The sequence below is a fragment of the Kitasatospora sp. NBC_00039 genome, from assembly GCF_045160625.1.
Classification (GTDB): domain Bacteria; phylum Actinomycetota; class Actinomycetes; order Streptomycetales; family Streptomycetaceae; genus Kitasatospora.
This window is the reverse complement of sequence record NZ_CP108289.1, coordinates 4,581,859-4,602,571: the sequence shown is the minus strand read 5'-3', so window position 1 is coordinate 4,602,571 and position 20,713 is coordinate 4,581,859. Positions and strand designations below refer to the sequence as shown.

Genomic DNA, 20,713 nt, shown 5'->3' with positions numbered 1-20,713 from the left:
TCATGAGATCACAGGGAGCAACCGGAATGGGTTCGGTTCGCGTAGCCATCGTGGGCGTGGGCAACTGCGCCGCGTCGCTGGTGCAGGGTGTCGAGTACTACAAGGACGCCGACCCGGCCGGCAAGGTCCCCGGGCTGATGCACGTCCAGTTCGGTGACTACCACGTCCGTGACGTGGAGTTCGTCGCCGCCTTCGACGTCGATGCCAAGAAGGTCGGCTTCGACCTGGCCGACGCCATCGGCAGCAGCGAGAACAACACCATCAAGATCTGCGACGTGCCGCCGACCGGTGTGACCGTCCAGCGCGGCCACACCCTCGACGGCCTGGGCAAGTACTACCGGGAGACCATCGAGGAGTCCGACGAGGCCCCGGTCGACGTCGTCCAGATCCTCAAGGACAAGCAGGTCGACGTTCTGGTCTGCTACCTGCCCGTGGGTTCCGAGGCCGCGGCCAAGTTCTACGCCCAGTGCGCCATCGACGCCAAGGTCGCCTTCGTGAACGCCCTGCCGGTGTTCATCGCGGGCACCAAGGAGTGGGCGGACAAGTTCACCGAGGCCGGCGTGCCGATCGTCGGTGACGACATCAAGTCCCAGGTCGGCGCCACCATCACGCACCGCGTGATGGCCAAGCTGTTCGAGGACCGCGGTGTCATCCTCGAGCGCACCATGCAGCTGAACGTCGGCGGCAACATGGACTTCAAGAACATGCTCGAGCGCGAGCGCCTGGAGTCCAAGAAGATCTCCAAGACGCAGGCCGTCACCTCGCAGATCCGCGACCGCGAGCTGGGCGCCAACAACGTCCACATCGGTCCGTCGGACTACGTGGCGTGGCTGGACGACCGCAAGTGGGCGTACGTCCGCCTCGAGGGCCGCGCCTTCGGCAACGTCCCGCTGAACCTGGAGTACAAGCTCGAGGTCTGGGACTCCCCGAACTCGGCCGGTGTCATCATCGACGCCGTGCGCGCCGCGAAGATCGCCAAGGACCGCGGCATCGGCGGCCCGATCCTGTCGGCGTCCTCGTACTTCATGAAGTCCCCGCCGGTCCAGTACTTCGACGACGAGGCCAAGGAGAACGTCGAGAAGTTCATCCGCGGCGAGGTCGAGCGCTGAGCGCAGCGAAGTTCGCGATTGTCCGAGTCGAGCGCTGAGCGCAGCGAAGTTCGCGATTGTCCGAGCCGAGCGCTGAGCGCAGCGAAGTTCGCGATTGTCCGAGTCGAGCGCTGAGCGCAGCGAAGTTCGCGATTGTCCGAGCCGAGCGCTGAGCGCAGCGAAGTTCGCGATTGTCCGAGCCGAGCGCTGAGCGCAGCGAAGTTCGCGATTGTCCGAGCCGAGCGCTGAGCGCAGCGAAGTTCGCGATTGTCCGAGCCGAGCGCTGAGCGCAGCGAAGTTCGCGATTGTCCGAGCCGAGCGCTGAGCCTGCGGCTCCTAGGCGCCTGAACGGGCCCACGGTCACCGACCGTGGGCCCGTTCACCTTTTCACGGCGAATGTTTCACGTGAAACACAGGCCGGTTCCATGGCACTCTGGGCGGGTGGCGATCACGGAGAACGGCAACACCCACCAGACCGCGCACCGCGCCACGCTCCTCGACCTGCTCCGCGGACGCGACTTCCGCCGTCTGCTGACCGCCCGAGTGCTCTCCCAGCTCTCCGACGGCGTCTTCCAGGTCTCGCTCGCCGCCTACGTCGTCTTCTCCCCGGAGAAGCAGTCCTCCCCCGCCGACATCGCCTCGGTGCTGGCGGTGATGCTGCTGCCGTTCTCCGTGATCGGCCCGTTCGCCGGGGTGCTGCTGGACCGCTGGCGCCGCCGGCAGGTGCTGTTCTACGGCAACCTGGCCCGGTTCGGGCTCGGCCTGGTCACCGGGGCGCTGCTCCTCATCGAGGCCCCGACCTGGCTCTTCTTCGCCTCGGCGCTGCTGGTCACGGCGCTCAACCGGTTCATCCTGGCCGGTCTCTCCGCCGCCCTGCCACGGGTGGTGCAACAGCGGCAGCTGGTCACCGCCAACGCGCTCTCCCCCACCCTGGGGACGGTCGCGGCAGCCGTCGGCGGCGGCCTGGGCTTCCTGCTGCACCAGGTGATGGCGCCCGGGCCCAGGGCCGACGCGGCGCTGGTCACGGTCGCCGCCGTGCTCTACCTCACGGCGGCGCTGGCCGCCCTCCGGATGCACCGGGACCTCCTCGGCCCCGAGCACCACGCGGACCGCCCCGCGCTCGGCCAGGCACTGGCCCGGGCCGCCCGTGACCTGGGCGCGGCCGTCACCCACCTGGTGCGGGACTGCCGGCCCGCCGTCCACGCGCTGGCCGCCGTGACCGCCGCCCGGTTCTGCTACGGCGTGCTGATCGTCATGGTGGTGATGCTCGCCCGCTACACCTTCAACGACCCCGCCGACAGCGCGGCCGGGCTGGCCACGCTGGGCCAGGCGGTCGCCCTCTCCGCGGCCGGCTTCTTCGTCGCCGCGGTGATCAGCCCCTGGTGCACCCGCCGGCTCGGGCTGGCCGGCTGGATGACGCTCTGCCTGGCGGCGCCGGTCGTCTTCGTGCCCGCGCTCGGCCTGGGCTTCTCGCTGGTGCCGTGCCTGATCGCGGCCCTGCTGCTCGGTGTGGTTACCCAGGGCACCAAGATCTGCGCCGACACGGTGGTCCAGGAGTCGGTCGAGGACGACTACCGCGGGCGCGTCTTCGCCATCTACGACGTGCTGTTCAACGTCGCCTTCGTGGCCGCCGCCCTGGTGACGGCGCTGGTGCTGCCGCTCTCCGGCCGCTCCGTCGCGGTCGTCGCCGGCGTCGCCCTGGTGTACGCGCTGGCCGCCGTCCTCTATCTGCGGGCGGCCCGGCGGACCGGCCCGCTCCCCGGTGACCAGGCGGTCTGAGAGCCTGTACCCCCTCAAACCGGCGGCGTCGGCACGAGTCGCTAAGGTACGTCAGATCTGTCGGAGCGACAGCACACTGTCTCGGGGGACAACCTGATGAGCACACCGCCCGGTCCGTACGGGCCGCCACCCCAGTACGGTTACCCGCAGGCACCCCCGGGACACCCCGGCCCGCCGCCGGCCCCCCAGGCGTACGGTGCTCCACCTCCGCAGTACGGCCAGCCGCAGCCGGGCCCCACCGGCTACGGGCAGCCACCGGCGTACGGCCACCCGGCCGCGCCCCCGCCCGGCCAACCCGCGCCCTCGTACGGGCAGCAGCCCCCGTACGGTCCGCCGCCCGGGGGCCAGGCGCCGTACGGACAGCCGCCGTACGGCCAGCAGCCGCCGTACGGGCAGCAGCCGATGGCGCCGATGCCCGCGGCGAAGAAGACCAGCGCCAAGACCAAGCTGAAGCTCGTCGGCGGTGTGCTCGGCGCGATCGCCCTGGTCGTCGGCTACTTCGTCAGCGGCCCGAGCGTCAGCAGCGCCAAGGCGGGCGACTGCGTCAAGGCGAGCGGCTCGCGCGACGTCGAGATCGTCAAGTGCACCGATGCCAAGGCGAACTACAAGGTGCTGTCCACGTACTCCGGCACCACCGACACCAACCGCTGCAAGCAGACCGTCGGAACCACCAGCACGGTCTCGGGCAAGAGCGGCCGCCGCTGGAACAAGAAGCGCTACGTCCTCTGCCTCGGCCCGCTCTCGCCCGGCGTGCCGCCGGCCAAGAAGTCCTGACCCGTTCGCCCAACCTTCCCCGGGGGACCCTTTGTCCGTTCCACCGCCCCAGATGCCGTACGGCGCGCCACCGCCCGCCGACAACAACAACCCGTACGCCGGCGGTAGCCCGTACGGCGCCCAGCCGCCCGGCTACGGCTACCCCGCCGCCCCGCAGCAGGGCGCGCCCGGGTACGGCGTGCCGCCGCAGGCCCCGCCGCCGCAGGCCGCCCCACCCGGCTACGGCTACCCGGCCGCCCCGCAGCAGGCCGGTTACGCCCAGCAGAATCCGCCGGGCGGGCCGGTCTGCCGGTTCTGCGGCGGCTTCCCGGCCGTGAACACCACCGTTCGCGGGCACCAGGGAATCGTCATCATCATGCGGTTCCTGAAGCAGCCGGGGCCGTTCTGCCGCACCTGCGGGACGGCGGTCGTGCGCGACATGTCCGCCCGCACGATGGTGCAGGGCTGGTGGAGCTACCTGGGCTCGATCTTCACGGTGGCCACCCTGCTGCGGAACCTCGCGGCGCACAACAAGATCAAGGACCTGCCGCCGCCCGCCCCCGGCACCCACGGCCCGCAGCTCGACCCGGGCGTCCCGCTGACCAAGCGCCCGCACATGCTGATGCTGCTGCTGCCGGTCTTCTCGATCATCACGACGATCATCCTGATCGCGACCGGCGCTCTGCTCAACGACAACATCCGCAACGACAGGCCGTACCACCCGCTGGTGATGCCCTCGCCGACCGCGGTGAGCATCCCCCCGATGCCGTCGTTCTCGCTGCCGCCGATCCCGGAGATCACCACCCCGGCCGTGCCGAAGCCCTCGTCGGCCGCGGCGAGCACGGTGCCCGACGACATCGACCGCGCCAAGGCCGGCGACTGCCTGCGCAACGAGAACGGCACCAGCGCCACCCACGACCCCAACCCGCGGATCACCATGCTGCCCTGCAGCGACAAGCGCGCCCAGTACAAGGTGCTCCGCAAGATGCTCGCCACCAGCGACGACAAGGTCTGCGACAGCGTGCCGGACTCGGACAGCAGCTACACCCGGACGTCGTCCTCCGCCGCCCTGAGCTACGTGCTCTGCCTGCAGGGGATCAACGACTGACGGTCCGCCGCCGCGTACGCGAAAGGGGTGGTCCCGGGATTCCGGGGCCACCCCTTTCGGTGCTTTCGGTGCTTTCGGTGCCGTTGGCGCCGTTGGCGCTCAGCCCTGCTGGGCGGCCCACCAGGCACGGAGCGCGGTGACGGCCTCGTCGTGCTCCATCGGGCCGTGCTCCAGACGCAGCTCCAGCATGTGCTTGTACGCCTTGCCGACCTGCGGGCCCGGCTTGAGCTCCAGCAGCTCCATGATCTGGTTGCCGTCCAGCGCCGGACGGACGGCGTCCAGCTCCTCCCGCGCCTTCAGCTCGGTGATCCGCTCCTCCAGCCCGTCGTAGGTGCGGGAGAGCGCCGCGGCCTTCTTCCGGTTGCGGGTGGTGCAGTCGGAGCGGGTGAGCTTGTGCAGGCGCTCCAGCAGCGGCCCGGCGTCGGTGACGTAGCGGCGCACCGCCGAGTCGGTCCACTCGCCGCCGCCGTAACCGTGGAAGCGCAGGTGCAGCTCGACCAGGCGCGAGACGTCCTCGGTCAGCTCCTTCGAGTACTTCAGCTCGCGCATCCGCTTGCGGGTCATCTTGGCGCCGACCACCTCGTGGTGGTGGAAGGAGACCCGGCCGTCCGACTCGAAGCGGCGGGTGCGCGGCTTGCCGATGTCGTGCAGCAGCGCGGCCAGCCGCAGGGTGAGGTCCGGGCCGTCCTGCTCCAGGTCGATGGCCTGCTCCAGGACGGTCAGCGAGTGCTCGTAGACGTCCTTGTGCCGGTGGTGCTCGTCCCGCTCCAGCTGGAGCGCCGGCAGCTCGGGCAGCACGTGGCCGGCCAGCCCGGTGTCGACCAGCAGCCGCAGGCCCTTCACCGGGTGAGCGGCCAGCAGCAGCTTGTTCAGCTCGGCCTGGACCCGCTCGGCCGAGACGATGGTGATCCGCTCGGCCATCGCGGTCATCGCGGCGACGACCTCGGGGGCCGGGTCGAAGTCCAGCTGGGCGGCGAAGCGGGCGGCCCGCATCATCCGCAGCGGGTCGTCGGAGAAGGACTCCTCGGGGGTGGCGGGGGTGCGCAGCACCCGGGCCTCCAGGTCCTCCAGCCCGCGGTGCGGGTCGACGAAGCCACGGCCGGGCAGGTCGACGGCCATCGCGTTGACGGTGAAGTCGCGGCGGACGAGGTCCTGCTCGATGGTGTCGCCGTAGGTGACCTCGGGCTTGCGCGAGCTGCGGTCGTACGCCTCGGAGCGGTACGTGGTGATCTCGATCAGGAAGGACCCCTCGGGGGTGTCCTTGCGCGCGCCGACGGTGCCGAAGGCGATGCCGACGTCCCAGACGGCGTCCGCCCAGCCCTTGACCAGCTTCAGGATCTCCTGCGGGCGGGCGTCGGTGGTGAAGTCCAGGTCGTTGCCGAGGCGCCCCAGCAGCGCGTCCCGGACCGAGCCGCCGACCAGTGCGAGCCGGTGACCGGCCGCCTGGAAGCGGCGGGCGATCTCGTCGGCGACCGGGGACACCCGCAGCAGCTCCTGCAGACCGAGGGTCTGCACCTCGCTCAGGCCTGGGACGACCTGGGTGGCGGTGCTGGGATGATGGACGCCGGACTCGTGGGGCTCATTGGCAGTGGACACGGCTCACAAGGGTACGTGCCCCGGCGGCCCCGCCGCCCGCGCGTTTTCCGGTGCTCACCACAAGGCCCGCAACACTGCACCCCCGGCTGCATCGTTACCATGCCGGTGGAGCGAGTCGCGGCACCGACGAGGGGCCGCGGTGCCGCGTGCCAGTACGGCCGACCGGAGCATGCCCGGTCGCATTTCTTCACCGCTGATCCCACGGCCGGCCTCCCCGGCGGGCGGGGAACCGGCGGCATCACAGCATCAAGCAGCGAGCGATCGAGAACGGCGAGGGCGAAGCGCGTGAGCGAGGTGGGCGCATGAGCGAGCGAAGCGAGCGAGCCGACAACAGGTGCGCGTCTCGCGAAGCGACCGCCGAGGGCAGCGAGGTGGGCGCATGAGCGAGCGAAGCGAGCGAGCCGACAACAGGTGCGCGTCTCGCGAAGCGACCGCCGAGGGCAGCGAGGTGGGCGCATGAGCGAGCGAAGCGAGCGAGCCGACAACAGGTGCGCGTCTCGCGAAGCGACCGCCGAGGGCAGCGAGGTGGGCGCATGAGCGAGCCGGCACGGCACTCGGGCCTGGAGGCGTACGGACCGACCCACGAACGCGGCCCCGCGCGCCGCACGGCGCGGACCGTGCGGCGGTTCGCGGCCGTGCTGGGCGCCGTGCTGGCGCTGCTGCCGGCGCTGCCGGCCGCCGCGCTGCCCGCCGGGGGCCCGCGCCCCGCCGCCGATTCGGGCGTCTCCGCCGAGTACCCGGTGGTGATGACCATCGAGGCGGTGAACAAACCGGTGGCCGTCCAGAACGGCACCGTGACGATCTCCGGGCACATCACCAACGGCGGCAAGTCGGTGCTCAAGTCCGCCCACGCGGCGGTCCGCAAGCCGTGGCTGGGCAAGCCGCTGACCACCCGCAGCGAGCTGGCCTCGGTCACCACCCGGACCAGCCCGGCCGGCGCGGACGGCGTCGACCTGGAGAGCCCCCAGTACGCGCTCAACGAGCTGGGCCCGGGCCAGACCCAGCCCTACACGCTGAGCGTCGCGGTGAGCGACCTCGAGCTCTCCGGCGAGGGCGTCTACGAGCTGGCGGTGGACGTCTGGGGCTCGACCGCGGACAACCAGCACGACCGCCCGCTGGGCATCGCCCGGACCTTCCTGCCGTACGACCCGACGCCGACGGACGCGCAGCCGTCCAAGGTCGCCACCCTCTGGCCGCTGGTGCACGCGCCGGTGCTGGTCGCGCAGACCATGTCCGACAACGACCAGACCATCCCGGTGCTGCGCGACGACAGCCTGGCGGCCGACTTCGCGCCGGGCGGCCGGCTGTACGAGCTGGTCGAGACCGGCTCGTCGATGACCGGCCTGACCTGGGTGATCGACCCTGACCTGCTGGACACCGCGTTCGCGATGTCCAAGACGTACCGGGTGCAGAAGCCCGGCATCGAGAAGAGCGACAAGAAGGCGGCGAAGGAGGAGAACACCTTCGTGGGCACCGGCTCGGCCGCCGCGACGGCCTGGCTGGAGAAGCTGCGGGCCGCGGTGGCCAAGAACGGCAGCCAGGTGGTCGCGCTCCCCTACGCCGACCCGGACCTCGCCTCGATCGCCCACAACGCCGCCGAGCTCCAGGGCGTGGACACCGCGCTCGGCAAGGCGACCACGGCGGGCCGGCTGACCGTGGAGGGCCGGCTCGCGGTGGACACCCGCTCGGACGTGGCCTGGCCCTACCAGGGCTACCTGGACCAGCAGATCTCGGCCATGACGCAGCGCACCGGCAGCGGGCTGGTGCTGGTCAACGGCGCGAGCCTGCCCGAGCCCGACTCGCTGAAGTACACCCCGACCGCGGTCCGGCCGATCGGCAACGGACTGAACGCGGCGGTGGCCGACGAAACGGTCTCGGCCCTGTTCGAGACGGACCTCAACACCCCGCAGGCGCAGACCCTGGCGGTGCAGCGGTTCCTCGCCGAGACGTTCGTGATCTCCCGGCAGGAGCCGCAGAACCCGCGCGGCCTGCTGGTGATGCCGCCGCGCGAGCCGACCGCGGACACCGCCAAGGTGCTGGCCACCGCCGTGCAGGCGGCGCAGGCCGGCAAGTGGGTGGAGCCGGTCAAGCTGGACGTGATCGCGCAGGGCCCGGCCGATCCGAAGGCCAACACCAACGTCCCGCCCGCCACCGACTACCCGGCGCAGGCCCGGGCCTCGGAGCTGCCGTCCTCGGTGATGACGGACACCGTCGAGATCCAGAGCAAGCTGGATCTTCTGATGCGCGTCCTCACCCTGCCGCAGCGGGTCCGCGGTCCGTTCAGCGCAGCGATGGTGCGGTCGATGTCGACCGAGTGGCGCCACGAGGCCCCGGCCGGCTCCGTCTACCGCGACGGGGTGAAGCGCTACCTCAAAGAGCTGACCGACGCGGTGAACGTCCCGGAGAAGACCTCCATCACCTTCGCCGGGGACACCGGGGTGCTGCAGGTCAGCGTCCGCAACAACCTCACCCAGCCGGTCACCAACCTCAAGCTGGTGCTCCGTCCGACCCAGGCCAACCGGCTCAAGATCCACCCGGCCGAGGAGCTGGTGCTGCCCGCCTCGCAGGGCGTCACCCTGCGGTTCCCCGCCGAGGCGCAGAACAACGGCCCGGTGACCGTGACCGCCGAGCTCTGGACCACCGGCCCGAACCCGCAGCAGTACGGCGAGGCACGGCAGTTCACCGTGGAGGTCACCTCGGTGACCAACGGCGTGCTCTACGTCTTCGGCGGCGGCCTGGTGCTGCTCCTGCTGGCGGCACTGCGGTTCTTCCGCCAGCGCAAGCGTCGCGCGGAGAACGGCGACGAGGGTGACGAGCCGATCGGCGACGCGCCGCTCGTGGACGGCCCGGCGGCCGGCGAGGAGGCCGACACCCCGGAGGAGGACGACGAGGGAGCGGCCCCCGCCGGGGGTGCCGGACCCGGCGACGCCGGGCGGACACCGCGCGGCAGCAGCACAGATGGCCGGGATCGGGCCACCAGCAATGAGAAGGTTGGTCCTTGATACCGCCGACACCCGCCCGATGCCGGGTCGGCCTCCCCCACGACAGCGAAGAGGTGACATGACCGGGCGCAGCGAGGAGCGGCCGCCGGGCCGCGGTGAGAGCCGGCCGGGCGCCGAGTCGCCGTCCGGCGACTGGTACGTGGCCGACACCTACGCCCAGGACCCGTACGCGGCCGACGCGTACCAGGGCCCCGGGGACGGTCAGGATCCGTACGGCCTGCGGGCCACCCGGCCCGCGGCGCCGCAGCCGCCGGCCGCCGCGTACGACGTGCCGCCGCAGCTGCCGCCGCAGGGCGGCGGCTACCCGACGCCGGTGCCGCCGGCGTCGTTCGCCCCGCCCGTCCCGCCGGTGCAGCCCGGCTGGGACACCCCGCCGCAGCAGGCCGCGGCCCAGCAGCAGGTGGCAGCGCAGCAGCAGGCCCCGGCCCCGGCGCAGCAGCAGGAGCCGGCGGCGGACTGGCAGGAGCCCCGCACTCCGTGGGCGCGGCCGGCGCCGGTCGGCAGCCAGTGGGCCGGACCGCAGCAGGGACAGCCGGACCAGCAGTGGCAGCCGGGCCCGGCGCACTCCGCCTGGGACTCCGAGTCCACCGAGTACGTGGGCGTGGACGCGCTGTTCGGCGGCACCCAGGCCGCCCCCGGCGGCCCCGCCGCCCCGGCCGCCGAGGGCCGTCCGCCCGCCCAGCAGCCCCCGGTCCAGCCGGTCCAGCCGCTGCTCGCCCAGCAGCCCGTCGCGCCGGCGCCGTTCCCCTCGTCCGCGCCGTTCCCCCCGGCCGGCGCGTACCAGGGCGGACCGGGCCAGCACGGCCACCACGGCGGGCCGAACGGTCCGAACGGCCCGGACGGGCAGCGCCCGTTCGTGCCCCCGATCGAGTTCGACCCGCCGCTCTCCGAGGAGGAGGCCACCATGCAGGTGGCGGCGGTGCAGATTCCGCCCGCGGTGGAGCCCCTGGAGGAGCTGGCCGCCGAGGAGCACGCCCCCGCGGCACCCGCTCCGGCGGCCGGTGGCGGCGGCAAGGTCGCCAGCCTGCTCAACTCCAGCGCGATCATGGCGGCCGGCACCCTGGTCTCCCGCGGTACCGGGTTCCTGCGGACGATGGTGATCGCCGCGGCGATCGGCCTCGGCGTGATGGGCGACTCGTACAACGCCGCGAACACGCTGCCCACCCTGCTCTACATCCTGATCGGCGGCGGCGCCCTGAACGCCGTCTTCGTGCCGCAGCTGGTCCGCAGCATGAAGAACGACGCCGACGGCGGCACCGCCTACGCCAACCGGCTGCTCACCCTGGTGATGGTGGGTCTGGCCGGCGTGACCTTCGCGGCCGTGCTCGGCGCGCCCCTGCTGGTCCAGTTGATCGCGCACCCGCTGATGAGGAACCCCGCCAGCGCCGACACCACCGTGGCGCTGGCCCGGTACTGCCTGCCCACCATCTTCTTCATGGGCATCCACGTGGTGATGGGCCAGATCCTCAACGCCCGCGGCCGGTTCGGCGCGATGATGTGGACCCCGGTCCTCAACAACATCGTGGTGATCTTCACCTTCTCCGCGTACCTCTGGGTCTTCGGCAGCTTCGGCGGCACCAAGGTCACCCCGGAGACGATCTCCCCCGAGGGCGTGCGGCTGCTCGGCATCGGCACGCTGGTCGGCCTCGCCGTCCAGGCGCTGGCGATGGTGCCCTACCTGCGGGCGGCCGGCTTCCACTTCCGCCCGCGGTTCGACTGGCGCGGCCACGGCCTGGGCAAGGCGGCCCGGCTGGCCAAGTGGACGTTCTTCTTCGTCCTCGCCAACCAGGCCGGCTACCTGGTCATCACCCAGCTGGCCACCGCGGCCGGGAACGCCGCCGAGAAGGGCGGCCACGGCGGCGTCGGTCTCTCCGCGTTCTCCAACGCGTTGCTGATCTGGCAGCTGCCGCAGGCGGTGATCGTCGTCTCGATCATGAGTGCGGTCCTCCCCCGGCTCTCCCGGGCCGCCGCCGACGAGGACGCCGGCGCCGTCCGCGACGACCTCTCGTACGGGCTGCGCACCACCGCGGTGGCGGTCGTCCCGGGCGCGTTCCTGTTCCTCTCGCTGGGCCCGGCGATCGGCCGTGCGATCTACGCGGTGGGCGGCAACGACGTCGCCCTGGACAACGCCACCAACGTCGGTCTGATGCTCTCCGCGTTCGCGCTGGGCCTGATCCCGTACTCGGCGCAGTACGTGATGCTCCGCGGCTTCTACGCCTACGAGGACACCCGGACGCCGTTCTCCAACACCGTCTGGGTGGCGGCCTGCCAGGCCGCCTTCTCGCTGGCCTGCTGGTTCGTCCTGCCCGCCGAGTGGGTCGTCACGGGCATGGCGTTCGGGTACGGTCTCGCCTACGCCATCGGGGTGACGGTGGCGGTGCCCAAGCTGAAGAAGAAGATCGGCGGGCTGGACACCAAGCGGATCGGCAAGACCTACACCCGGCTGATCACCGCCTGCGTCCCGGCCGCGCTGGTCGGCGTGGGCGTCAGCCTGGCGGTCCAGCAGGTCATCGACGGCTGGCTGGGCAGCGTGCTCACCATCGTCGTGGCCGGCGGCCTCCAGCTCGCCGTCTTCGTGCTGATCGCGAAGAAGCTCCGGATCGAGGAGCTCAACGCCATGCTGGGGATGGTCCGCGGCCGACTGGGCCGCTGACCTCCGCACCAACCGGTCGTACCGGCCACCGCCCTGACCGGGCGTCAACCGGACGGCCGGGCTTCTCCGCCCCGATGGGGCGGGTACTGGGCCGCCCTCCGCGCCCGGGGTCCTCCCGGGCCCGGAATGGCGGCCCAGTGCCGGATCTGCACCACATCTCTCCACCATCGCGCAACCACGTGGACCTTTCAGCGGTCGTACCCGGTGGAGAAGAGTGGGCACAATTGACCTGGAGCACGGGGCCTCGGCCCGATCGGCTCCAGCGACTCTCTCAGGCCGGGGCGACACAAGGGGAGGCAGGACCACGGTGGCTGATGGCACCAAGGCGGTCGTCGACACGTCAGCAGCTGACGGGGCGGCGGACGAGGCCGCACTGGCCGCGGCGATCGACGAGCTCGCCGGCGAGACGGGCCGGGCCACCGCGGCCGGCAAGGCCACCGAAGCCGACCAGGCCGACGCGCCCGAAGCCGACGGCGAGGCCGGCACCGGGAGCGGTGACGACCGCGGCGGCGACGACGCGCCGTCCCCCACGGCCTCCGCCGGCGAGGAGACCTCCGAGATCACCGCGCCGCTCTCGACCGACGAGATCCGCGCCGAACTGGCCGCGGGCGACCGCGCCCGCCGGGCGGGCACCGCCGACGGCGCCACCGCACGCCCCGCCGGCCGCCCGCCGCAGGACCCGCAGCCCACCCACGACCCGCGCGAGACCGGCACCCTCCCGAAGACCCTGCCGGCCCCGCTGCGGCACAGCGGCGACAAGATCGGCAACCGGTACCGGCTGGAGGAGTGCATCTCCCACACCGAGACCTTCAGCAGCTGGCGTGCGGTCGACGAGAAGCTGCGCCGGGCCGTCGGCGTCCACCTGATGGCCTCGGGCCACCAGCGCGCCCGCAAGGTGCTGGCCGCCGCCAAGTCCGCCGCGCTGCTCGGCGACCCGCGCTTCGTCCAGGTGCTGGACGCCGTCCAGGAGGGCGAGCTGGTCTACGTCGTGCGGGAGTGGCTGCCGCACGCCTCCGACCTCGCCAAGCTGCTCGCCACCGGCCCGATGGAGCCGCACGAGGCGTACCAGATGGTCCGCCAGGTCACCGACGCGGTCGCCGCCGCCCACCGCCGCGGCCAGGCCCATCTGCGGCTCACCCCGCGCTGCGTGCTGCGCACCGACAGCGGCCAGTACCGGATCAACGGCATCGCGGTCGACGCCGCCCTGCGCGGCCTGCCCGACGAGGTCGCCGGCGAGGGCACCGACGACGCCGAGCGCACCGACACCCGTGCCATCGGCGCCCTGCTGTTCGCCGCGCTCACCCACCGCTGGCCGTTCCCCGAGGACCGCTACGACCTCAAGGGCCTCCCGAGGAACCTCCGCGACGTACCGCCGGACCAGGTCCGGGCCGGGGTCCACAAGGGCCTCTCCGAGCTGGCCGCTCGCGCCCTGCTGGACCAGCCGCCGCACCACGCCGAGCCGATCACCACCCCCGAGCAGCTGGCGAAGGCGGTCGCGCTGATGCCGCGCATCCGCCAGCCCGAGCCGGAGCTGCCCGCCTTCACCGCCCCGCCGCGGCACAACACCCACGCGCTGCCCACCGCGCCCAACCCGACCCGGGTGATCGCCGCCCCCAACACCGGTCCCGCCACGGCGTCCCTCGCCGCCCGGCAGGCCCCGGTCCGGCGCACCCGGCGGCGGCTGCGCCGGGTGGTCAAGGTGACGGCCTGGACGGTCGCCCTCGGTGCGATCGGCGTGGCCTCCTGGCAACTGGTCGACACCCTGCGCAACCCCGGGACGACCGTCGCGGCCTCGACGCCCACCCCGACCAGCTCCCCGACCGTGCACGCCGTGGCGCACACCCCGGTGCCGATCCCGGTGAAGGCCGCCCTGTCGTACAACCCGAAGGGCGACTCGCCGGAGTCCGCCCACATTCTCGACAAGGCCTTCGACGGCGATCCCACCTCGGCCTGGACGACCTTCGGCTACAACGAGCAGTTCGCCCCCGGCGGGTACAAGGAGGGCACCGGCCTGCTGATCGACCTCGGCTCCCCCCAGGCCGTCAACGCGGTGAACGTCCAGTTCATCGGCAGCACCATGGCGGAGCTGCGGGTGCCGAAGTCGCAGGCGCAGTCCGACCCGGCCGGCGCCCAGCCCGGTTCCTTCACGGTGGTCGGCAAGGGCAGCGGCACCTCGGTCGACTTCGCTCTGGACTCCCCGACCACCACCCGCTATCTCTTGATCTGGCTGACCAACATTCCGAAGGACAGCAAGGACGGCAAGTTCCGCGGCCAGATCGCCGAGGTCAAGGTCTTCGGCTGACCCATCGGTCGCGGGACGAACACGACAGGCACGACGAGGGGTGGCAGTGGCGGACGGCACCGACCCGGCGGACGACGACGCGGCGCTGCTCGCCCGGCACGTCGCCGGCGACCGGGACGCCTTCGGCCTGCTGGTCGACCGTCACCGCGACCGGCTCTGGGCGGTCGCCCTGCGCACGCTCGGCGACCGCGAGGAGGCCGCCGACGCCCTCCAGGACGCCCTGGTCTCCGCGTTCCGCTCCGCCCACACCTTCCAGGGCCGCTCGGCCGTCACCACCTGGCTGCACCGGATCGTGGTCAACGCCTGCCTGGACCGGGCCCGGCGCGCCGCCACCCGCCGCACCAAGGCGCTGGACGACGACCCGCAGCGGCTGGACGCGCTGGTCGGCTCCGCCGAACCGGCCGACTCCCCGGTGGTCCGGGCCGAGCTGCACCGGGAGCTGACGGCGGCGCTCGCCGAGCTGCCCCCCGAGCAGCGGGCCGCGCTGGTCCTGGTCGACATGCAGGGCTACCCCGTCGCCGAGGCGGCCGGGCTGCTCGGCGTCCCGGTCGGCACCGTGAAGAGCCGCTGCGCCCGCGGCCGCGCCCGGCTGCTGCCGCTGGTCCGCCACCTGCGCGAGGACGGCACCGCGCCGGCCGCGGGCACCGGGCCACGCGACGAGGGTGTTCCACGTGAGGCTGTTCCACGTGAAACGGAGAGACCGGCCCGCTCCCCGCGGGCCGCCGCCTCGCCGCCCGGGAACCCGTCCGGGGCGCGCACCGTCACAAGGACAGGCCCGGACACCGGCCGGCCGATTCTGGAAGGAGATGCGAGCACGCGATGACGGCCCCCCTCTCCTCCCCCGACCCCGGCGACCCCGTGGAACCGCACGCCGCCGGACCGCACCCCTCCGTCGACGAGCTGGCCGACCTCGCCGAGGGGCTCGTCGAGTCCGCCGACGAAGCCGCGGCGCTCCGGAGCCACCTGGCCGGCTGCGCCGACTGCCGCGAGACCGCCGAAGCGCTCACCCAAGTGCAGGCCCTGCTGGGCTCCGCCGAGCCGCCGGCCATGCCCTCCGACGTCGTCGCTCGGCTGGACGCCGCCCTGGCCGCCGCGGCCGCCGAGCACGACGCACCCGCCGAGGGCCCCGGAACCCCCCGGAAGGCCCCCGCGTCGCCCGGGCAGACCGCCGCCCCGGCCGGCGCGTCCCGGCCCTCCGCTACCCCCTCCCAGGCCCCCCTCGGGCCACCGGGAAGGCCCGCAGGCTCCGCGGCCACCGGACCGGGCCGCCCACGCTCCCGGCGCCGCCGGATCGGCCTGCTGCTCGGCGCGGCCGCCGTCCTGCTCGGGGCGGGCCTCGGTGGCTCCCTGCTGTTCTCCCCGGCCGACCGGACGGCCTCGGACACCACGGCCGCTTCCGCCGCCGGGGCCGTGCCCAGCGGCGCCCCCGACACCTCCGGGGCCGTGCCCGGCGGCGCCCCCGACACCCCCAGGACCGAGCACGGAGGCACCGTCTACCGGGACGACCAGCTGGCCGCCCAGGTCCGGCAGCTGCTCGCCCGGACGGGCGTCACCCCCGACGGCGCCGCCCAGTCGTCCCGGCCGTCCACGGGTACGTCCGACGTACCGCCCGCCGACGGGCAGCAGGGGATCGCCGGCGGGCACAGCGCCACGGCCTGCCCGGCGCCGGGCGCCGGGCGGCTGCTCGCCGCCGACTCCGGCAGCTACGACGGCGCCCCGGCCGAGGCCCTGGTGTACGCCGTCCCGGACCAGCCGGAGAAGCTGGACGTCTACCTCCGCGCCCCCGACTGCGGCCCCGTCCTGCTGCACCGCACCGTCCCGGCCCGCTGACCGGTGGTGCCCCCACGATCCACGCTCCGGGCCGTCCGGCGCTCCCACACTGCGGGCACCTGGTACGGATCCGCCTGGGAATGCGAGAGACTGGTCAGTCGTTGTCCCGGGCGGCGGAGCAGGACCGCCCTCCCCGCACCTAACGCGGGTCGCGATGCGAACCAGGAGATGCAGTGAGCGACGTCCGTAACGTGATCATCATCGGTTCCGGCCCGGCCGGCTACACGGCCGCGCTCTACACCGCCCGTGCCTCCCTCAAGCCGCTGGTCTTCGAGGGCGCCGTCACCGCCGGCGGCGCGCTGATGAACACCACCGAGGTGGAGAACTTCCCCGGCTTCCGGGACGGCATCATGGGCCCCGAGCTGATGGACAACATGCGGGCCCAGGCCGAGCGGTTCGGCGCCGAGCTGATCCCGGACGACATCGTCGCGGTCGACCTCACGGGTGACATCAAGACCGTCACCGACTCCGAGGGCAACGTCCACAAGGCCCGCGCCGTGATCGTCACCACCGGCTCGCAGCACCGCAAGCTCGGTCTGCCGAACGAGGACAAGCTCTCCGGGCGCGGCGTCTCCTGGTGCGCCACCTGCGACGGCTTCTTCTTCCGCGACCAGGACATCGCGGTGGTCGGCGGCGGTGACACCGCACTGGAGGAGGCGACCTTCCTCTCCCGCTTCGCCCGCAGCGTCACGATCATCCACCGCCGGGACACCCTGCGCGCCTCCAAGGCGATGCAGGAGCGCGCCTTCGCCGACGAGAAGATCCGCTTCGAGTGGGACAGCGCGGTGGAGGCGATCCACGGCGACCCGAAGCTGACCGGCGTCACCCTGCGCGACACCACCACCGGCGAGACCCGCGAGCTGGCCGTCACCGGCCTGTTCATCGCCATCGGCCACGACCCGCGCACCGAGCTGTTCAAGGGCCAGCTGGACCTCGACGCCGAGGGTTACCTGAAGGTCGAGGCCCCCTCGACCCGGACCAACGTCCCGGGCGTCTTCGGCGCCGGCGACGTCGTGGACCACACCTACCGCCAGGCCATCACCGCCGCCGGCACCGGTTGCTCCTCGGCGCTGGACGCCGAGCGCTACCTGGCCTCGCTGGCCGACCTGGAGGCCCAGGCCGCAACCGTCGCGGTCTGAGCCACCGCACGACCCGATCGACCCCGCGGGGGTGTTCCACGTGGAACACCCCCGTTCCGGCCAGGCAAGAAACAGAACGGGCCCGCCCGTTGTTCTCCTGGCAGCAGCCCTCTCCGTTTGACCCCGAGGAGTCCCCGTGGCCGGCGCCACCACCACCGTCACCGACGCGACGTTCAAGGCCGATGTCCTGGACAGCGAGAAGCCCGTTCTGGTCGACTTCTGGGCCACCTGGTGCGGCCCGTGCCGCCAGGTCGCCCCGATCCTGGACGAGATCGCGGCCGAGCACGCTGACAAGCTGACCATCGCCAAGCTCGACGTCGACGCCAACCAGCAGACCGCTGCGGCGTACAACGTGATCTCCATCCCGACCCTGATCGTCTACAAGGGCGGCGAGCCGGTGAAGTCGATCACCGGCGCCCGTCCGAAGGCCGCGCTGCTGCGCGAGCTGGCCGAGTTCATCTAGGTCCGGCCCACCGCGACGCCACGAGGGCGGGGCTCCCCACCGGGAGCCCCGCCCTCGTCGTCTCCGCCCCGCCCTCTAGAACGGCCGCAGCGCCGGCTCCTTGCGCGCCCCGCCCAGCAGCCGCTCCAGCGCCACCTCCACGTCCCCGCGCCAGGAGAGCGTGGTCCTGGCCTCCAACCGCAGCCGCGGGTAGCGCTGGTGCGGGCGGACGGTCTTGAAGCCGACCGCGAGCAGGTGGTCGGCCGGCAGGACGCAGCTGGGCGGCTGCCGCCCGACCGCGCCGAACGCCTCGATGGCCTTCACCCCGCGCCCCACCAGGTCCTTGGCCACCGTCTGCACCAGCACCCGGCCGAGCCCCTGCCGCTGGTAGCCCGGCAGCACCCGGCTGATCATCAGCTGAACCGCATCCGGCGAGACCGGGCTGGTCGGGAAGGACTGCGACCGCGGGACGTACGCGGGCGGGGCGTAGAGCACGAAGCCGGCGGGGTTGTCGTCCACATAGACGATCCGGCCGCAGGAGCCCCACTCCAGGAGCACCGCGGAGATCCACCCCTCCTTCTCCAGCTCCGGCTTCCCGGACTCCACCGCCGCGCGGCCGCTCACCGGGTCCAGCTCCCAGAAGACGCAGGAGCGGCAGGTGGTCGGCAGATCCGCGAGGTTGTCCAGTGTCAGCGGAGCGATCCGGCGTCCCATACCCCGCACCTCCTCGTCCACTCCACAGTCGAGCATTCCCCCCGAACGGCGATGGGTGCATGTTTCACGTGAAACGCCGCTCACGTGGAACATGCACCCATCGGGTCACGCCCTAAGCCCGCTCAGCCCTGCGACAGCCGGAGCCCGTCCTCGCCCGGGGCCAGGCTGTCCAGGATCCGGTTGAGGTCCTCCACCGAGCCGAACTCCAGCACGACCTTGCCCTTGCCCAGCTTGCCGCCGCGCTGCGAGACCTCGACCTTGACCCGGGTGTCGAAGCGGTCCGAGAGCCGGCTCGCCAGGTCGTTGAAGGCCGGGGAGAGCAGCTTGCCGGCCTGGGGCCCGGCCGGGCGCTTCGGCTTCTGCTCCGGGTCCATCAGCTTGACGATCTCCTCGGTGGTCCGCACCGAGAGGCCCTCCGCGATGATCCGCTTCGCCAGCTCCTCCTGACGCTCCGCGTCCGGCACACCGACCAGTGCCTTGGCGTGCCCCGCGGTCAGCGTGCCGGCGGCCACCCGGCGCTGCACGGAGGGCGAGAGCTTCAGCAGCCGCAGGGTGTTGGACACGTGCGGACGCGAGCGGCCGATCCGGTCCGCCAGCTCGTCGTGGGTGCAGGAGAAGTCCCGCAGCAGCTGGTCGTAGGCGGCGGCCTCCTCCAGCGCGTTCAGCTCCGCCCGGTGCAGGTTCTCCAGCAGGGCGTCCAGCAGCAGCTTGTCGTCCTCGGTGGCCCGGACGATCGCCGGGATCTGCTCCAGCCCGGCCTCCCGGGAGGCCCGCCAGCGGCGCTCGCCCATGATGAGCTCGAAGCGCTCGGGCGCGACCTGGCGCACCACGACCGGCTGGAGGAGGCCCACCTCCTTGATCGAGGCGACCAGCTCGGCCAGCTTGTCCTCGTCGAAGACCTCGCGCGGCTGGCGCGGGTTGGGCGTGATCGAGTCCAGCGGCAGCTCGGCGAAACGCGCGCCGGCCACCTGGGCGAGCTCCGGTCCGGTGGGCTCCGCCGTCGCCCGCTCCCGGTCGGCCTGCTCCCGCAGGCTCTCCGCGGCGGCCTTCGCCGCCACCGTGCCGCGGCCGGTCGGCAGCACCGGCACCGCGACCGGCGACACCGTCCCGGTGGAGACCACCGGAGCCGGTGCGGCCGTGGCCGCCGCGGGCTCCGCCGCTGCCCCGCCGACTGCCGGTGTGGCAGCCGGGATCAGCGCCCCGAGCCCTCGTCCCAGACCCCTGCGACCACTCACCGATTGCCCTCCGTCGTACCGTGCTGTGCCGTCGGGGCGCCCTGCCCCGCACCGCTGCCGTCCCGCTGCTGCCCCACCAACGAGCCGTTGCCGCCTGCGGGCACCGCCCGCATCGCCAGCTCCCGGGCGGCCTCCAGGTAGGAGAGCGCGCCGGTCGAGCCCGGGTCGTAGGTGAGCACCGTCTGACCGTAGCTGGGTGCCTCGGAGATCCGGACCGAGCGCGGGATCGCGGTGCTCAGCACCTCCTGCTGGAAGTGTGTCCGGACCTCCTCGGCGACCTGGGCGGCCAGCCTGGTCCGGGCGTCGTACATGGTGAGCAGGATGGTGGAGACGTGGAGCGTCGGGTTGAGGTGCGCCCGGACCAGCTCGACGTTGCGCAGCAGCTGGCCGAGGCCCTCCAGCGCGTAGTACTCGCACTGGATCGGGATCAGCACCTCCTGGCCGGCGACCAGCGCGTTGACGGTCAGCAGGCCGAGCGAGGGCGGGCAGTCGATCAGGATGTAGTCCAGCGGCTGCTCGTACGCGGCGATGGCGCGCTGGAGCCGGCTCTCCCGGGCGACCAGCGAGACCAGCTCGATCTCCGCTCCGGCCAGGTCGATGGTGGCGGGGACGCAGAACAGGCCCTCGACATCCACCACCGGCTGCACCACGTCGGCCAGCGGCTTGCCCTCCACCAGGACGTCGTAGATCGACGGCACCTCGGCGTGGTGGTCGATGCCGAGCGCGGTGGAGGCGTTGCCCTGCGGGTCGAGGTCGACCACCAGGACGCGCAGTCCGTGCATGGCGAGCGAGGCGGCCATGTTGACGGTGCTGGTGGTCTTGCCCACCCCGCCCTTCTGGTTGGCCACCACGATCACCCGGGTGTCGGCGGGCCGGGGCAGGCCTTCGCCCGCTCGGCCGATCGCCTGGACCGCAGCCTGGGCAGCACGCGCGATGGGCGTGTCATCGATCTGGTCGATGGTCTCCGAGTCCTGCATGGAGGTCAGTGTTTCACGTGGAACCGGAGCGGCAACAGTCGCCGCCCGGAAGAGGCCGAGCCCGCGGCGGAGCCGAAGATCGATACCGTCGGAGA

Annotated in this window: 15 protein-coding genes; 11 read left to right on the top strand and 4 right to left on the bottom strand. The window is 72.7% G+C overall.

The features are described from left to right. Positions 1-26 precede the first annotated feature (26 nt). The 4 genes from OG286_RS20315 to OG286_RS20300 all read left to right on the top strand — a co-directional run bounded on the left by OG286_RS20315 (position 27) and on the right by OG286_RS20300 (position 4,728). Positions 27-1,109: an inositol-3-phosphate synthase gene (locus OG286_RS20315; protein WP_396324342.1), complete on the top strand. Its 1,083-nt coding sequence runs from the start codon at positions 27-29 to the stop codon at positions 1,107-1,109. A 420-nt stretch (positions 1,110-1,529) separates the two neighbouring features. Beyond that, positions 1,530-2,867, top strand: a complete 1,338-nt coding sequence (locus tag OG286_RS20310; protein ID WP_396324343.1) for an MFS transporter — start codon at positions 1,530-1,532, stop codon at positions 2,865-2,867. Between the two features lie 96 nt (positions 2,868-2,963). Then, positions 2,964-3,641, top strand: a complete 678-nt coding sequence (locus OG286_RS20305; RefSeq protein WP_405365646.1) for a hypothetical protein — start codon at positions 2,964-2,966, stop codon at positions 3,639-3,641. A gap of 52 nt (positions 3,642-3,693) precedes the next feature. Next, positions 3,694-4,728 carry a hypothetical protein gene (locus OG286_RS20300; protein WP_396324345.1) on the top strand — a complete coding sequence of 345 codons (1,035 nt, stop codon included), beginning with the start codon at positions 3,694-3,696 and terminating at the stop codon, positions 4,726-4,728. A 99-nt stretch (positions 4,729-4,827) separates the two neighbouring features. On the opposite strand, the gene OG286_RS20295 is transcribed toward OG286_RS20300, so the two are convergent. Beyond that, positions 4,828-6,252: a CCA tRNA nucleotidyltransferase gene (locus OG286_RS20295; protein WP_396324355.1), complete on the bottom strand. Its 1,425-nt coding sequence runs from the start codon at positions 6,250-6,252 to the stop codon at positions 4,828-4,830. 605 nt (positions 6,253-6,857) lie between these two features. Between OG286_RS20295 and OG286_RS20290 the strand changes: the two genes are divergently transcribed. From OG286_RS20290 to trxA, 7 genes are all read left to right on the top strand, one after another. Next, positions 6,858-9,326, top strand: a complete 2,469-nt coding sequence (locus OG286_RS20290) for a DUF6049 family protein (RefSeq protein ID WP_405360589.1) — start codon at positions 6,858-6,860, stop codon at positions 9,324-9,326. 58 nt (positions 9,327-9,384) lie between these two features. After that, on the top strand, positions 9,385-11,979 hold the full coding sequence (gene murJ, locus OG286_RS20285) for a murein biosynthesis integral membrane protein MurJ (protein ID WP_396324347.1): 2,595 nt from the start codon (positions 9,385-9,387) through the stop codon (positions 11,977-11,979). 307 nt (positions 11,980-12,286) lie between these two features. Continuing rightward, entirely contained in the window at positions 12,287-14,281 is a 1,995-nt protein-coding gene (locus OG286_RS20280) for a protein kinase family protein (protein WP_396324348.1), read from the top strand. A 46-nt stretch (positions 14,282-14,327) separates the two neighbouring features. Beyond that, on the top strand, positions 14,328-15,104 hold the full coding sequence (gene sigM, locus OG286_RS20275) for an RNA polymerase sigma factor SigM (RefSeq protein WP_396324349.1): 777 nt from the start codon (positions 14,328-14,330) through the stop codon (positions 15,102-15,104). Continuing rightward, a complete protein-coding gene (locus tag OG286_RS20270; RefSeq protein ID WP_405365645.1) occupies positions 15,101-16,111 on the top strand; it encodes a hypothetical protein in 1,011 nt (336 codons plus the stop codon). Before sigM ends, OG286_RS20270 begins: the two co-directional genes overlap by 4 nt. Before the next feature lie 173 nt (positions 16,112-16,284). Then, positions 16,285-17,250: a thioredoxin-disulfide reductase gene (gene trxB, locus OG286_RS20265; RefSeq protein ID WP_405360592.1), complete on the top strand. Its 966-nt coding sequence runs from the start codon at positions 16,285-16,287 to the stop codon at positions 17,248-17,250. Between the two features lie 136 nt (positions 17,251-17,386). Beyond that, a complete protein-coding gene (gene trxA / locus OG286_RS20260) occupies positions 17,387-17,713 on the top strand; it encodes a thioredoxin (RefSeq protein WP_396322993.1) in 327 nt (108 codons plus the stop codon). 75 nt (positions 17,714-17,788) lie between these two features. Here trxA and OG286_RS20255 read toward each other — a convergent pair whose 3' ends face one another. From OG286_RS20255 to OG286_RS20245, 3 genes are all read right to left on the bottom strand, one after another. Next, positions 17,789-18,406: a GNAT family N-acetyltransferase gene (locus tag OG286_RS20255; protein WP_396322992.1), complete on the bottom strand. Its 618-nt coding sequence runs from the start codon at positions 18,404-18,406 to the stop codon at positions 17,789-17,791. A 122-nt stretch (positions 18,407-18,528) separates the two neighbouring features. Then, positions 18,529-19,641, bottom strand: coding sequence for a ParB/RepB/Spo0J family partition protein (locus OG286_RS20250; protein WP_396322991.1), 1,113 nt, complete (start codon positions 19,639-19,641; stop codon positions 18,529-18,531). Next, positions 19,638-20,591: a ParA family protein gene (locus OG286_RS20245; protein ID WP_396323004.1), complete on the bottom strand. Its 954-nt coding sequence runs from the start codon at positions 20,589-20,591 to the stop codon at positions 19,638-19,640. The genes OG286_RS20250 and OG286_RS20245 overlap by 4 nt, the downstream gene beginning before the upstream one ends. Positions 20,592-20,713 lie beyond the last annotated feature (122 nt).

Excerpts from the sequence above, each read along its gene's own strand:
- OG286_RS20270 (WP_405365645.1), top strand. The coding sequence starts at position 15,101 with ATGACGGCCCCCCTCTCCTCCCCCGACCCCGGCGACCCCGTGGAACCG.
- OG286_RS20315 (WP_396324342.1), top strand. The coding sequence starts at position 27 with ATGGGTTCGGTTCGCGTAGCCATCGTGGGCGTGGGCAACTGCGCCGCG.
- murJ (WP_396324347.1), top strand. The coding sequence starts at position 9,385 with ATGACCGGGCGCAGCGAGGAGCGGCCGCCGGGCCGCGGTGAGAGCCGG.
- OG286_RS20290 (WP_405360589.1), top strand. The coding sequence starts at position 6,858 with ATGAGCGAGCCGGCACGGCACTCGGGCCTGGAGGCGTACGGACCGACC.
- OG286_RS20300 (WP_396324345.1), top strand. The coding sequence starts at position 3,694 with ATGCCGTACGGCGCGCCACCGCCCGCCGACAACAACAACCCGTACGCC.
- OG286_RS20255 (WP_396322992.1), bottom strand. The coding sequence starts at position 18,406 with ATGGGACGCCGGATCGCTCCGCTGACACTGGACAACCTCGCGGATCTG.
- OG286_RS20305 (WP_405365646.1), top strand. The coding sequence starts at position 2,964 with ATGAGCACACCGCCCGGTCCGTACGGGCCGCCACCCCAGTACGGTTAC.